The 15,973-nt window shown below is 29.7% G+C and carries 10 protein-coding genes; all 10 read left to right on the top strand.

The window, feature by feature from the left end:
• The first annotated feature begins 460 nt into the window (after positions 1–460).
• Positions 461–1,531 (top strand): ATP-binding cassette domain-containing protein, encoded by a 1,071-nt coding sequence (locus tag KGF46_RS16595; protein ID WP_227862184.1) that lies wholly within the window; start codon positions 461–463, stop codon positions 1,529–1,531.
• Positions 1,515–2,384, top strand: a complete 870-nt coding sequence (locus KGF46_RS16590; RefSeq protein WP_227830045.1) for a carbohydrate ABC transporter permease — start codon at positions 1,515–1,517, stop codon at positions 2,382–2,384. The genes KGF46_RS16595 and KGF46_RS16590 overlap by 17 nt, the downstream gene beginning before the upstream one ends.
• Before the next feature lie 42 nt (positions 2,385–2,426).
• Positions 2,427–3,287, top strand: coding sequence for a carbohydrate ABC transporter permease (locus tag KGF46_RS16585; protein ID WP_227830044.1), 861 nt, complete (start codon positions 2,427–2,429; stop codon positions 3,285–3,287).
• Positions 3,288–3,317: 30 nt separating this feature from the next.
• The gene (locus tag KGF46_RS16580) at positions 3,318–4,622 is read left to right on the top strand and encodes an extracellular solute-binding protein (RefSeq protein WP_227842534.1); all 1,305 of its coding nucleotides are present in this window, start codon (positions 3,318–3,320) and stop codon (positions 4,620–4,622) included.
• Between the two features lie 103 nt (positions 4,623–4,725).
• On the top strand, positions 4,726–5,988 hold the full coding sequence (locus tag KGF46_RS16575; protein ID WP_227842533.1) for an ectonucleotide pyrophosphatase/phosphodiesterase: 1,263 nt from the start codon (positions 4,726–4,728) through the stop codon (positions 5,986–5,988).
• 187 nt (positions 5,989–6,175) lie between these two features.
• Positions 6,176–8,146 carry an excinuclease ABC subunit UvrB gene (gene uvrB, locus KGF46_RS16570; RefSeq protein WP_227830041.1) on the top strand — a complete coding sequence of 657 codons (1,971 nt, stop codon included), beginning with the start codon at positions 6,176–6,178 and terminating at the stop codon, positions 8,144–8,146.
• An 18-nt stretch (positions 8,147–8,164) separates the two neighbouring features.
• Entirely contained in the window at positions 8,165–10,990 is a 2,826-nt protein-coding gene (gene uvrA / locus KGF46_RS16565; protein ID WP_227862183.1) for an excinuclease ABC subunit UvrA, read from the top strand.
• A 228-nt stretch (positions 10,991–11,218) separates the two neighbouring features.
• Entirely contained in the window at positions 11,219–13,036 is a 1,818-nt protein-coding gene (uvrC, locus tag KGF46_RS16560; RefSeq protein ID WP_227830039.1) for an excinuclease ABC subunit UvrC, read from the top strand.
• Positions 13,036–13,965: an HPr(Ser) kinase/phosphatase gene (gene hprK, locus KGF46_RS16555; protein ID WP_227435572.1), complete on the top strand. Its 930-nt coding sequence runs from the start codon at positions 13,036–13,038 to the stop codon at positions 13,963–13,965. The genes uvrC and hprK overlap by 1 nt, the downstream gene beginning before the upstream one ends.
• Before the next feature lie 145 nt (positions 13,966–14,110).
• Complete coding sequence (locus KGF46_RS16550; protein WP_227842531.1) at positions 14,111–15,907, top strand: MutS-related protein; 1,797 nt, start codon at positions 14,111–14,113, stop codon at positions 15,905–15,907.
• The last annotated feature ends 66 nt before the right edge of the window (positions 15,908–15,973 follow it).

Here is a 15,973-nt window from a genome sequence, read left to right as displayed (position 1 = left end):
AGTTAAGCTCTCTAGCGCTGATGGTACTTGGTGGGAAACTGCCTGGGAGAGTAGGACGTAGCCACGTAATTTTTTTTTGAGTAAATTTATAAAAAATAAAAAAGTTTTATTTTTTGTGTTTAGACATGGCAAATTTGGGACATAATATAATTGTAAAACTTAATAGCAAAAATAAATTACTCAATCTCCCCCACTTAAAGGCCTCTATCCCCCATAGAGGTCTTTTTTATTATGTCTAATTTGCTATATTCGTTATTCTATTTATTTTCATTCTATCTTATAGTCAGTATATTTATTTAAGTTTAGTATAATTTAACAGAAAATATATGTGATTTAACATTTATTTTAATAAATTTACTATATGTTCACTTTGACTTAATATATCCTTTACAAATAAAGAGTATTATTAACTTATAAGTAAATCGTATAACTAAACAAAGTATTTTGAGGAGGATAAAAAATGGCAGATATAAGACTAGAAAATGTCACAAAATCTTATGATAAAAAGAACACTGTTATAGAAAACTTGAACCTTACTATAGAAGATGGTTCTTTTACGGTATTGGTAGGCCCAAGTGGTTGTGGAAAATCTACTACACTAAGAATGATTGCTGGGCTTGAAGATATAACTTCAGGCAATTTGAAAATTGAAGAAAATGATGTAACAAGAACTGATGCAAGTAAGAGAGATATAGCTATGGTATTTCAGAATTATGCATTATATCCGCATATGACTGTTAGAGAAAATATAGAATTTGGTCTAAAGAATAAAAAAGTTCCAAAAGAAAAGAGAGAAGAACTTATAACAGAGGTTATTGATATAGTTGGATTACAAGAATATTTAAATGTAAAGCCAGGAAATTTGTCTGGAGGACAAAGACAGAGAGTAGCATTGGCTAGAGCGATGGTTAAAAATCCAAAGGTATTTTTAATGGATGAACCATTATCAAATTTGGATGCAAAACTAAGAAATCAGATGAGAACAGAATTAATACAGTTACATCAAAAGTTAAAATCTACATTTGTTTATGTAACTCATGACCAAGTTGAAGCAATGTCAATGGCGGATAAGATAGTTATAATGAATAAAGGAGAGATAATGCAAATAGGTTCTCCAAAGAAAATATATCAAGACCCTAAAAATTTGTTTGTGGCACAATTTATCGGAAATCCTTGTATGAACATATTAAATATGAAGGATAATATCAAACTTGGATTTAGACCTGAAAAAGCGGTACTAGAAAGTATAACTATAGATATAAAAAATGATGATGCTTTTAATTTGCTTGGAAAGGTTATAACTAAAGAAGTATTAGGAAACGAAACTATATACTGTTTATCTGTTCTTAACAGTGAAGTAAGGGTTAAAACAGAAAATGATATATTTGATATAGGGAAGACTTTGAAAGTAAATGTATTAGAAAAGGATTTATATTATTTTGATAAAGATGGGCAAAGAATAGATGATATAAAAGAATGTAAGAATATGTATTCTAAAATCAAAGGAGATATTTATGAAAAAGCAATTTAATAAAGCATATTTGTACATAACACCTGCAATTATAGGAACTTTACTGTTTATAGTATATCCAATACTTAAGACAATATCACTGAGTTTCAAATCAGGAAGTCTTCTTAGTTCAACTTTTGAAAATGTAGGATTAAACAATTACACAGAGCTTTTAAAAAATCCAGAGTTTATACAAACTATAACAAATACAGCAATTTATACTTTTTTTATGGTAATTATATCTATATCACTAGCTATAGTACTTGCTACTTGGTTAAACAAAAACTCTATAATACACAATTTAACACAAAGTATAATCTTTACACCACATGTAATTTCACTTGTATCTGTGGCCGTATTATGGCTTTGGATTATGGAACCTCAATATGGTTTTTTAAACTGGGTACTGTCAGTATTACACTTACCAACATCAAAATGGCTTTCAAGTGAAAGTTCAGCATTGATGTCATTGATTTTAATAGGCATATGGAAAACTCTGGGATATAATATTTTAATAGTTTTATCAGGTCTTAAATCGATACCAAATTATATATATGAGGCATCTAAGCTAGACAATGCAAACAAGATAACTAATTTCTTTAAGGTAACATTACCACTATTATCGCCAACAATATTTTTTCTCATGATAACAACAACAACAGCATCATTTCAAGTATTTGATGAAATAAGCATAATGACACAAGGTGGTCCATTAGGTTCAACCAACATGTTATCTTATTATATATATGAGTCTGGATTTATATATTACGATATAGGGCAAGCAAGTGCAGCAAGTATGTTTTTATTAGCTATAGTTATGATTGCTACATATGCTAATTTCAGACTATTATCAAAAAAAGTTCATTATCAATAAAGAAAAATATATATTATGAGGCGTATTAAAAAGGAGGACAAAATGGATATTATAAGACCTATTAAAAAAGATAAAGCTGATATAAAGAAAATAGTATCAAAATCAATAGAAGTATTAATTCTAGTACTTTTATCTGCAATATTTATATTCCCTTTTATATGGATGTTGTCGACATCTTTTAAAAACCCACAAGAAATGATGCAACTACCACCTACAATAATACCAAATGATATAGTACTAGGAAATTATATTACAGCATGGAATTCAGGGCCATTTTTTAGATATTTATTAAATAGTATCTTTGTGACAGGTAGTATTTTAATCATACAGTTTTTAGTGATGGTTCCTGCAGCTTATGCATTTTCTAAGATTAAATTTAGAGGTGAAAAGGTATTGTTTGGACTATTACTCATAGGACTTATGATTCCTCCACAAGTAACTTTTTTACCTGTATATATGATGATGAGTAAATTTGGATTTATAAATACATATGTGCCACTTATAATTCCATTTATGACATCTTCATTTGGTATATTTTTGCTTAGACAAAATTTTATGCAGATATCAGATGAGATTATTGAAGCAGCTAAATTAGACAATACTTCGGACTTAAAAATAATGTTTAAAATAATGGTTCCTATGGCAAAACCAGCAGTAATAACATTTATATTATTTAATTTTATATATCATTGGAATAACTATTTCTGGCCTTTAGTAATGACAAATACAGATGCAATAAGAACTTTACCAATCGGAGTAGCTCTTCTTAAATCTTCAGAAGGAATTACTGCATGGAATGTAATAATGGCAGGAAATATAATTTTAATTTTACCAATAATTCTTGTTTATATATTTGCAAATAAAAAAGTAAAAGAAGCTTTTATGTATTCAGGAATAAAATAAAAAGTCAAAAACTAAATTTGGAGGATGGAAATGAAGCTTAAAAGAAAATTAGCAACAGGATTAGCAATAACATTATTAGTAGGTTCTTTAGTTGGGTGTTCAAATTCTAATGACTCAAATACATCTAAAGGAGAAAAGACAGATAGCAATATTACAAAGATAGATTTCTGGGCACCTTTGGGTGGAACTAATGGTGAAACTGCACAAAAAATGGTTGACCAGTTTAATAGTGAGCATAAAGATATACAAGTGAATATGCTAAAACAAAAAGATTACTATGAAAATGCAACAAAATTACAAGCTGCATTAACTTCTAAAGACCAACCAGATGTAACATTATTAGAAATAACTCAAACAGGTACATTTGCATCAGCAGGAGCTTTAGTAGATATGAGTAAATACTTTGATAAGGCATACCAAGAAAGATTCTTTTCTGGTCTTCTAACAAATTCATATTATGAAAATAAATTTGTTGGGATGCCATTTAATAGAAGCACACCGATATTATACATAAATAAAGACATGGCAGTTAAAGCAGGTCTTGACCCTTCAGGGCCAAAGTCATGGGAAGAACTTAAAACATATGCTAGTAAAATGACAAATAAATCAGAAGATACTTATGGATTTGAAACTCCAATAGATATTTGGTTCTATGAAGCGATGGTAATGCAAAGTGGAGGAGAAATAACTGATGGAAAAAAAGTAGCATTTAATAATGAAGCAGGTCAAGCACCAGTTAAATTCTGGCAAGATATGATGAAATCTGGAGTAATGAAAATGCCACCTGGTGAAGATTATAATGCTTGGGATGTAGCAAAGCAAGATTTTGTAAATGGTAAAGTTGGTATGATATTTACATCGACAGCAGATTTAGCAGGTCTTATGCAACAAACAGATGGTAAGTTTGAAATATCAACAGCATTTTTACCAAAAAATCAAAAATATGCAACTCCTACAGGTGGAGCAAACTTAGTTATGCTTGAAGGTGGAACAGATAAAGAGAAAGATACAAGTGCAGAATTTATAGAATGGATGACTCAAACAGATAAAATAGTTCAATTTAGTTCATCAACAGGATATCTACCAACAACTGAAGATGCAACTAAATCAGAAAAATTACAAACATTGTATAAAGAAAAGCCACAATATAAAGTTGCAACTGACCAATTACAATATGCTGTTGCCCTTCCAATGCTAAATGGATATAAAGAAGCAACTGACAAGTTAATGGATGAGATTAAAAAAGGTCTTACTGATTTAAATGTGGCGCCAAAAGATGCAGTAAATAAAGGAACTTCTGCAATGCAAGCAGTAATAGACAAGACTAATAAATAATTATAGAGATGTATAAAATGTTGATAAAATATTATTTGTAACATATATAGATTATAGCTTGATTGAAAGTATTCAATAATATATGAATGAAGAGGTAATGTAAATGACAAAAGTTATAGTATTATCAGTAGATTCTTTATTTGAAAAAGATTTAGAATTTGTAAAGAATCTACCAAATTTTAAATCTATCTTAGAAAATTGTTCTATGGTGAAAAATATAAATTGTGTATATCCAACTTTAACATATCCTTGTCATACAAGTATGGTCACAGGGGTATATCCTAAAAAACATGGAATATATCATAATGAAAAATTTGACCCAAATAAAGAAAATAAAGATTGGTATTGGTATTCAAAAGATATAAAAGTAAAGACAATTATAGATGTAGCAAAGGAAAATAATTTGACCACTTCTAGTATCTTATGGCCTGTAATGGGTGCAAATCTAAATATAGATTATAACATTGCAGAGATATGGGCTCCTAATAGAGAAGATGACCCAAGAGAAACCTTTGAAAAAAGTTCAAGTAAGGTTATAATGGATAGTATTTATGATAGACATTGCCATTATATTGATTGGAAATTAGAGCCTAATATGGATTTATTTGGAGTAAATTGTGCGGTAGATGTAATAAAAGAATATAATCCAGATTTGATGTTAATACATCTAGCAACTTTGGACCATACACGACATAATCATGGTTTGTTTAATGAAGAAGTAAATGAAGCCCTGAAAATGAATGATAAATGGTTAGGAGATATAATTCAGGCTACAAAGGATGCGGGTACATATGAAGATACCAATTTTATAATACTTGGAGACCATGGCCATCTTAGAGTTGATAAAGTCGTAAATCCAAATGTTTTACTTAAATCACATGGATTTATAACAGTAGAAAATGATGAGGTTAAGAATTTTGATGCCTATGTAAATTCATCAGGCATATCAGCACAGATAATAGTAAATAACTCAAATAGACTAGAAGAGTTAAGAGCATTGCTTGAAGAGTTTAAAGAAGAATTATTTATAGAGAATATATTTACCAGAGAAGAAGCATCCAATCTTGGACTTGAAGGCGATTTTGAACTGGTAATTGAAGGAATTGAAGGAATTTCATTTGGAAATGATTTAGAAGGAAATATTATAAAGGATTCCGATATAAAAGATTACAAGTTTGCTGTGGCTACACATGGTCATTTACCTACTAAGGGTAATAGACCTCCATTTATAGCTTTTGGACCTAAAATAAAAACAGGTGTAGTAGAGGAAGAAGGCGACTTAAGAGCTCATGCAGCAACTATATTAAAACTATTCAATTTGAAACTAGACGGAGTTGAAAAAGAAGCATTTGACTTCATTATATAAACTTGATAAAGTATTTATTTTCCATTACTTATAGACTTCTATTATAAAGATAGAAGTCTTTTTTTATATTTTAGATTTAAGTAAAATTTAAATGGGTAAAATATTTAAAATAACTGAAACAATTCTAGAAAGGTATGATATAATAATACATGTTAGGAACTAATGTTCGAAAAGAAGGAGTGATACTATGGATTTTAAACTAAAGTCAGACTTCAAACCAACAGGTGACCAACCAGAAGCTATTAAATCAATAGTGGATTCTATAAATAGAAATGAAAAATTTTCGACATTGTTAGGTGTAACGGGTTCAGGAAAAACATTCACAATGGCAAATATAATACAACAAGTTAAAAAACCTACCCTAATAATGGCTCATAATAAAACACTAGCAGCACAACTTTATAGTGAGTTTAAAGAATTTTTCCCAGACAATGCAGTTGAATATTTTGTAAGTTACTATGATTACTATCAACCAGAGGCATATGTAGCTCACAGTGACACTTATATAGAAAAAGATGCAAGTATAAATGACGAAATAGACAAACTTCGACATTCTGCTACAGCATCTATTTTAGAGAGAAGAGATACAATAATAATATCTTCAGTATCTTGTATATATGGTTTGGGTGACCCAAAAGATTATAAAGAACTTATGTTATCTATAAGACCTGGTATGCAAAGAGATAGAGATGATGTAATAAAAAAGTTAATAGAGATACAATATGAAAGAAATGATATAAATTTTACAAGAGGGACTTTTAGGGTTAGAGGGGATATATTAGAAATATTTCCAGCTAGTAATGATGAAAAAGCAATAAGAATAGAGTTTTTTGGTGATGAGATAGATAGAATAACAGAAATTGATTATGTAACAGGAAAGATTGTTGGGACAAGAAATCATGTTGTTATCTTCCCCGCATCTCACTATGTAACAACACCAGAAAGAATTGAAAACGCAATTGTTCAAATTGAAGATGAACTTCAACAACAAATCGAGAATTTTAAAGAAAATGATAGACTTTTAGAAGCTCAAAGAATTGAGCAAAGAACAAAGTATGATATAGAAATGTTAAAGGAAATAGGATTTTGTCAGGGAATAGAAAACTATTCAAGACATATTACTGGAAGAGAAGAAGGAGAAAGACCATATACACTAATGGATTTCTTTCCAGATGATTATTTGATAATTGTGGATGAAGCACATGTTACTATTCCACAGGTAAGAGGAATGTATGCAGGAGATAGGTCAAGAAAAACTTCTCTTATAGAAAATGGATTCAGATTACCTTCTGCACTTGATAACAGACCACTAAATTTTCAAGAATTTGAAGGAAATATAAATCAAATGTTGTTTGTAAGTGCTACACCAGGTCCTTATGAAATTCAACATTCCGAAACTATAGCAGAACAAATAATAAGACCAACAGGTCTTTTAGATCCAATTATAGAAGTAAGACCTATAAATAATCAGATAGACAATTTGGTAGGAGAAATAACTAAAATAATAGAAAAAAATGAAAGAGTGCTTATAACCACTTTGACTAAAAAAATGAGTGAAGACTTAACTAATTACCTTAAAGAAATAGGAATAAAAGTTAAATATCTACATTCAGATATAGTTACATTAGAAAGAACAGAGATAATAAGAGACTTAAGACTAGGAAAATTTGATGTACTTGTAGGAATAAATTTACTTAGAGAAGGTCTAGATATACCAGAGGTTTCACTTATAGCGATTTTAGATGCAGATAAAGAAGGTTTCTTACGTTCCGAAACAGCGTTAATACAAACTATTGGACGTGCAGCTAGAAATGAAAATGGAAGAGTTATTATGTATGCTGATAGGATAACTGATTCAATGCAAAATGCTATTGATGAGACAAAAAGAAGAAGAGCTATACAGAATTTATATAATGAAGAACACAACATAACTCCTAAGACTATACAAAAAAGTGTAAGAGATAGTATAGAGGCAACTAAGGTAGCAGAGGAAGAAGTTGTATATGGAATAACTGATACAGATGATAAAGAAGAGATAAAAGATAATATAGAAAAATTAAAATCAGAGATGATGGAAGCTGCTCAAAACTTACAATTTGAGAGAGCGGCCGAATTAAGAGATAAGGTAAAACAGTTGGAAGAAAAATTGGAAAAATAGAAAGGTAAAAACAAGGTTATGGAAGATAAAATTATAATAAGAGGAGCAAAAGAGCATAATTTAAAAAATGTAGATTTAGATTTACCAAGAGATAAGTTTATAGTTTTTACAGGATTGTCTGGTTCTGGAAAGTCATCTTTGGCGTTTGATACGATATATGCAGAAGGCCAAAGAAGATATGTAGAGAGTTTGTCTGCTTATGCTAGACAGTTTTTAGGGCAAATGGAAAAGCCAAATGTAGAGTATATTGAAGGTTTATCACCAGCTATTTCAATAGACCAGAAGACTACTTCAAAGAATCCACGTTCTACAGTTGGAACAGTAACAGAAATATATGATTATTTGAGATTATTATTTGCAAGAGTAGGTGATGTGTATTGTCCTACTTGTGGTGAAAAAATAAGTCAAATGACTATTCAAGAAATAGTTGATAAAATGCTATATTTTCCAGATAGAACGAAGCTGCAAATACTTTCACCAATTGTTAGAGGTCAAAAAGGTACACATAAAAAGGTCTTAGATAATATTAAAAAAGAAGGATTTGTAAGAGTTAGAGTTGATGGCGAAAACTATGAAGTAAGTGATGATATTGTTTTAACTAAAAACCAAAAACACAGTATAGAAGTAGTAGTAGATAGAATAGTAGTTAAAGATGGAATAGAATCTAGACTTGCAGATTCAATTGAAACTGCGGTTAAACTATCTGATGGTCTTGTAATAGCTCAGATAATAGATGGAGAAGAGATTCTTTTCTCAACTAAATTTGCATGTCCAGAACATGGAATTGGGATAGAAGAATTATCTCCAAGAATGTTTTCATTTAATGCTCCTTTTGGTGCTTGTGATGTTTGTAATGGTCTTGGAGAAAGTAAAGAAGTTGACCCAGAACTAGTTGTACCAAATAAAGATTTATCAATAAAACAAGGTGCAGTGGCTGCATGGGGTTCAACAGGTGTCAACGACGATACTTATTATAGCAAAATGATAAAAAGTTTAGCAGAGCATTTTAATGTATCTTTGACAACTCCATTTAAAGATTTACCAGAAGATTTTGTTCAAGAGTTACTTTATGGTAAGGATAATATAATGGTAGAGTTTGTTTATGAATCAAAATTTGGAGGAACTAGAAATTATAAATCATATTTTGAAGGTGTAGTAGTAAACTTAGAGAGAAGATACAAAGAAACTAACTCAGAGTATATGAGAGATAAAATTGAAGAGTATATGGCAGAAAGACCTTGTCCAAAATGTAAGGGATTGAGACTTAAAAAAGAGGTTTTATCTGTTTTAGTTGATGGAAAAAATATAATGGAAGTAACAAACTTATCTGTTAATGAATTGATAGATTTTATGGAAAATATAACTCTTACAGAAAAGCAAAGATTTATAGCTCATGAGATTATAAAAGAGATAAAGGGAAGAGCTAAGTTTTTAAGAGATGTTGGTCTTGATTATTTGAATTTATCAAGAAAAGCTGGAACACTTTCAGGAGGAGAAGCACAACGTATAAGGTTAGCAACTCAAATAGGTTCAGCATTAGTTGGAGTGTTATATGTGCTTGATGAGCCAAGTATAGGTCTTCATCAAAGAGATAATGACAGACTCATAGGCACTCTTAGACATCTAACAGATTTAGGAAATACTTTAATTGTCGTAGAACATGATGAAGATACAATGAGAGAAGCTGATTATGTCATAGATATTGGTCCTGGTGCAGGTATACATGGTGGTGAGATAGTTGCACAAGGGACTTTAGATGAAATAATAGAAAATGAAAACTCAATAACAGGTCAGTATTTAAGTGGAAAAAAACAAATATTAGTTCCTGAGACTACTAGAGAAGGAAATGGAAGTTTTATAGAAGTAGTCAAAGCATCAGAAAATAACCTAAAAAATATTGATGTAAAATTGCCATTAGGTAAGTTTACATGTATAACAGGTGTTTCAGGTTCTGGGAAAAGTACACTAATAAATGACATACTTTATAAAGGTGTTGCAAGTAAAGTAAATAGACTTAAACAAAGAGCTGGTAAGCACAAAGAAATAAAAGGAATTGAAAATATAGATAAGGTTATAAATATTGACCAAAGTCCAATTGGAAGAACACCTCGTTCAAATCCAGCCACTTATACAGGGGTATTTGACTTTATAAGGGATATCTTTGCAGCTACTAATGAAGCGAAAGCAAGAGGCTATAAAAAAGGAAGATTTAGTTTTAATGTAAAAGGTGGTAGATGTGAAGCTTGTAAAGGTGATGGAATAATAAAAATAGAGATGCACTTTTTACCAGATGTATATGTTCCTTGTGAAGTTTGTAAGGGTGAAAGATACAATAGGGAAACATTACAAGTAAAATACAAAGATAAAACTATATCTGATATACTAGATATGAATGTAGAAGAAGCTGTTGAGTTTTTTGAAAATATACCAAACATAAAAAGAAAACTAGATACATTAATGGATGTAGGTCTTTCATATATTAAATTGGGACAGCCTTCAACTCAATTGTCTGGAGGAGAAGCACAACGTATAAAATTAGCATCAGAACTTAGTAAAAGACCAACAGGAAAGACTTTATATATATTAGATGAACCTACTACAGGACTTCATATGGCAGATGTAGATAAGTTAATTCACGTATTACAAAGATTAGCAGATACAGGAAATACAATTATAGTCATAGAACATAATCTAGATGTTATAAAGACTTGTGATTATGTAATAGACTTAGGGCCAGAGGGTGGAGATAAAGGTGGAACTATAGTTGCAACTGGAACACCAGAAGAAGTATCTAAAGTTGAAGGTTCTTATACAGGTCAATTTTTAAAGAAATATTTCTCTTAGGTTGTACAAACTGTGTAAAATTTTAACTGTAAATATATAAAAATAAATTGTAGATAATTACCAAACATAAAGTCCATATTGTTCTTCGTATTTGAGATTGCTTTTAAATCAATTATAGAAGATGATATGGACTTTAACTTGTGTACAATGCTGGAAATTGAATAACTTTTTAATTTTCATATTTTAGGGTATAATTTTAATATAAAATTTAATGTTTTGGAGGGCGAGATGTTTGATATACAAGACCACTTAAAAAAATTACCTTCTGAGCCTGGCGTATATTTAATGAAGGATAAATACGACCACATAATATATGTGGGAAAAGCTATATCTCTAAAAAATAGAGTAAGGCAGTATTTTCAATCTTCAAAAAACCATACATCTAAAGTCAAATCTATGGTTAAGAATATATATAAATTTGAATATATTATAACGGATTCAGAGTTGGAAGCATTAATACTTGAATGTAATTTAATAAAAAGATATAGACCAAAGTATAATGTGCTACTTAGGGATGATAAAACTTACCCATATATTAAAGTAACTACAAATGAAGATTATCCAAGAATTTTAAAGGTTAGAAGAGTGCTTAAAGATAAAGCAAAGTATTTTGGACCATATACCAATATAACTGCGGTAAATGATACTTTAGACCTTATAAATAGTACCTATCCAATAAGAAGTTGTAAAATAGATATAGAAAAAGCAATAAAAAATAAAACAAGACCTTGTTTAAACTTACACATAAATAAATGCTTGGGGCCTTGTACAGGAAAAGTATCTAAAGAAGAATATGGAAAGATGATAGAAGAAATTATAATGTGTCTATCTGGGAAAGAAGAAAAGTTGATGGAGCTCTTAAAAGAAAAGATGAATGAGAGTTCTATGAATTTTAGATTTGAAGAAGCAGCTATATATAGAGATAAAATAAAGGGTCTTGAAGAAATGATACAAAAACAAAAAATAGATGCTACTGTAACCGATTTAAATCAGGATGTAGTTGCCATGGCAAGAGCTCATAATGAAGCCTGTGTACAAGTATTTTTTATTAGAAATGGTAAGATTGTTGGGAGAGAACACTTTATCCTAGAAGGGGTAATGGATAGTCCAAGAGCTTCTATATTAAGTTCATTTGTAAAACAATTTTACAATGAACAAGAGTATATACCTAAAGAACTAATTATAGAAGATGAGATAGAAGACAGTTGTATATTAGAAGAATGGCTATCGTCTAAAAAAGGACAAAAAGTAACAATAAGAGTACCACAAAAAGGAGAGAAAAAAAGTCTAGTTGAAATGGTTAGAAAAAATGCAGTAGAGTACCTTGAAAAATTTTCTGATATGAACAAAAGAAAATATGAAAAAAGTATTGGAGCATTAGAAGAATTAAAACGATTGTTAAACTTAGAAAAATTGCCGATAAGAATAGAGTCTTTTGATATATCAAATATACAAGGAGTAGATTCAATTGGTTCTATGGTAGTCTATACAAATGCTAAAAAAGATAAAAAAGAGTATAGAAGATATAAAATAAAAACGGTTATTGGACCCAATGATTATGATTCTATGGCTGAAATTGTAGATAGAAGATTGAAACATGGAAATTTACCTGACCTTATATTGTTGGATGGAGGAAAGGGACAGGTTAGTGCTGTAAAAAAAGTATTAGAACTTAATGATGTAGACATACCACTTTGGGGAATGTACAAAGACGATAAGCATAGAACTAAAGGGTTAATATGTAAAGAAAAAGAAATCGAGTTGGATAAAACAACTAGTTTATATAGATTTATTGCTAGTATACAAGAAGAAGTTCATAATTATGCAATAACATATCATAGAAGTCTAAGAAATAAAGCTTTGACAAAATCTATCTTAGATGATATACAAGGGATAGGTGAAAAAAGGAAAAAAGCACTACTGAGTCATTTTAAAGATGTAGAAGCTATAAAAGAAGCTACCTTTGAAGAACTTTTAGAAGTGGAAGGAATGAATAAAAGCATTGCAGAGAATGTTTATAATTTTTTTAGGAAGGAAGAAAATTAATGGAAACTAGCAATAAAGTATCAATAAGAGAAATAATAAAAGATTTAAAACTTAAAGTAGTATACATGCCTGATGATGTAGATTATTATGTCTACTCTCAAGATATAAATAGACCAGGTTTACAATTTGCAGGGTATTTTGATTACTTTGCATATGAGAGAATACAAATAGTTGGAAAGACAGAATATAATTTCTTTGGATTGATGGATAATGAAATTAGAGAAGAGGTACTAAATAGATTTTTTTCATATGAAATACCAGCTTTAATAATTTCTAGAGATTTAGAAATAAAGCCAGATGTAATAGAAAAGGCTAAAAAGTATAAGAGAATACTCTTAAGTACAAACAGAAATACAACTAGACTTATAAATAGATTATCAAATTATTTAGATAATAAGTTAGCACCACATACAACGATTCATGGAGTTTTAGTTGATATTTATGGTATAGGTGTTTTGATAAAGGGAGAGAGTAGTATAGGAAAGTCAGAAACAGCATTAGAATTAATTCAGAGAGGTAATAGATTAGTTGCAGATGATGCTGTAGAAATAAGAAAACTAGATGAAAGTATGTTGATGGGTCAGTCTCCTGAATTAATAAGACATTTCCTAGAGATAAGAGGAATAGGTATAATAGATGTCAGAAGCCTATACGGTGTAGGAGCTATCAAAAATTCTAAAATGATAGATTTAGTAGTACATTTAGAAGCTTGGGATGAAAATAAGTACTATGATAGACTTGGATTAGATAAAGAATATGAAGAAATACTTGGTGTTAATGTAGAGAAGTTAGTTGTTCCTGTCAAGCCTGGAAGAAATACTGCTATGATACTAGAAGTAGCAGCAATGAATTTTAGACAAAGAGGAATGGGGTATGATGCAGCCCAAGAATTTACTAAGAAACTATCAAAACTGATTGATACTAAGTAATAGAAAATGTATATAAAATAAAATTGTATAGAATATTTATAAAATATATATTATATAAACCGAGTTTAAATTAACGTTTAAAGTTATTAGATTAAATTTAATACTATATTTAAATTTATTATATGATAAGGAAGTTGGAGTCTTTATGGGAATAAACTATTTTAGTAAGCTTTTAGAAAGTACTACTGAAAAAGAATTGCTCTTAAATAAAAAATCAAATAATGTAAGTACAGCTAGGTTAATATCTTTTTTAATATTGATAGCAGGATTTGCCATTGGATTTTACAATAAAAATACAATAGGTATTTTTGTTGGAATTGTGGCATTGATTCTATTTATTTCACTTTTAGTTATTCATAATAAAATAAAAGATGAAGAATCGTATTTTAAGAGTAAGGGTGAAGTGCTAGATAAGTATGTTAAAAGATTTGGTGATGAGTGGAAAGAGTTCAAAATAGATGGCAAAGAGTATATACAAGAAGAAAATTCACAAGCAAAAGATTTAGACCTATTTGGAAGAGCATCACTATATCAGTATATTTGTGTGGCTAATACATCCTATGGAAAGCAGTCTTTAGCTAAGTCTTTATGGAATGAAAATCCAGATGATAAGATAATCTTAGAAAGACAAACAGCAGTAAAAGAGCTCTTATCAAAACAGGATTTTTCTATTCATATTCAGACATTAAGTAATATAATTGGTAAAGAGCAAAAAACCAACTCTGATAGAAGTATAGAGTCATTTATAGAGTATGGAGAAGATAAAAATGTATATATACCTAAGTGGATGCATATTTTTACTTGGGGTTTACCTACTGCAACAATATTATCTTTTATATTTTTTATATTAGGTTTTTTGCCTGTGTTACCTGTTTTTTTACTTTTTGTACTTCAGTTAGGATTTGGAGGTTTTGGACATACAAAGCTTATGCAGACCTTATCTCCATTATTCTCGTTTAGTAGAAGTATACAAGTATATGAAAAAATGTTTGAAGTTTTAGAGAAAGAGACATTCGAAAGCCCATATTTAAAAGAATTACAAGCAAAACTTTCTAAAGGTAATGGTGTTTCAAAAGGTATTAAACAATTGAACTCAATAGGTAATGCCGTAAACCTAAGATATAATCAAATAGTGTATATAGTTGCTTGTGGTGTTCTTATGTGGAATTATCACTGTGCAGAATCTCTAGAAAGATGGAAAGGTGTATATGGAAATCAAATTAGAGGATGGCTTGAATCTATTGGAGAGTTTGAAGCTTTAATAAGTTTAACTATTATTGGTCAAGTAAAGGAAAATATCTGCTTTCCAATAATAAAAAATGAAAGTATTCCAAGGTTAGACATTGAAGAAGTATATCATCCATTAATAGCAGAGAAAAGTGTTGTAGCAAACTCGATAAAATTAAATTCTCAAACCTGTATCATTACAGGTTCAAATATGTCAGGGAAGACGACCTTTTTAAGAAGTATTGGTGTAAACCTAGTATTGGCGTATGCAGGTGCTCCTGTATGTGCTAAAAGTTTTGATGCAACATGTATGGCTATATTTACATCTATGAGAATACAAGATGATGTAAGTCAAGGTATATCAACTTTTTATGCTGAAATTCTCAGAATAAAATCAATGATTCAATATAGCATAAAAGAATTACCTATGTTGGTTTTAGTTGATGAGATTTTTAAAGGAACTAACTCTGCTGATAGAATTATTGGAGCAAGTGAGGCAGTAAAGAAACTATCAAAGCCATGGGTCATAAGTATGGTTACAACACATGATTTTGAGTTATGTGACCTTTCAAGTGGTGGAGATGTAGAGATTGTAAACTACCATTTTTCAGAGTACTATGTTGATGATAAAATCTATTTTGACTATACCATAAAAGATGGAAGATGTAAGACTACAAATGCAAAACAGCTTATGAAAATGGCAGGAATACTTTAACCAAGATAAGTGTAGAAAAGTAGGTTATCTATGATTAAATTAGAAAGGATTGTATAAAGTACTTAA

The organism is Clostridioides sp. ZZV14-6153, from assembly GCF_020657855.1.
GTDB lineage: Bacteria > Bacillota > Clostridia > Peptostreptococcales > Peptostreptococcaceae > Clostridioides.
This window is presented reverse-complemented; position numbering and strand designations above follow the sequence as displayed.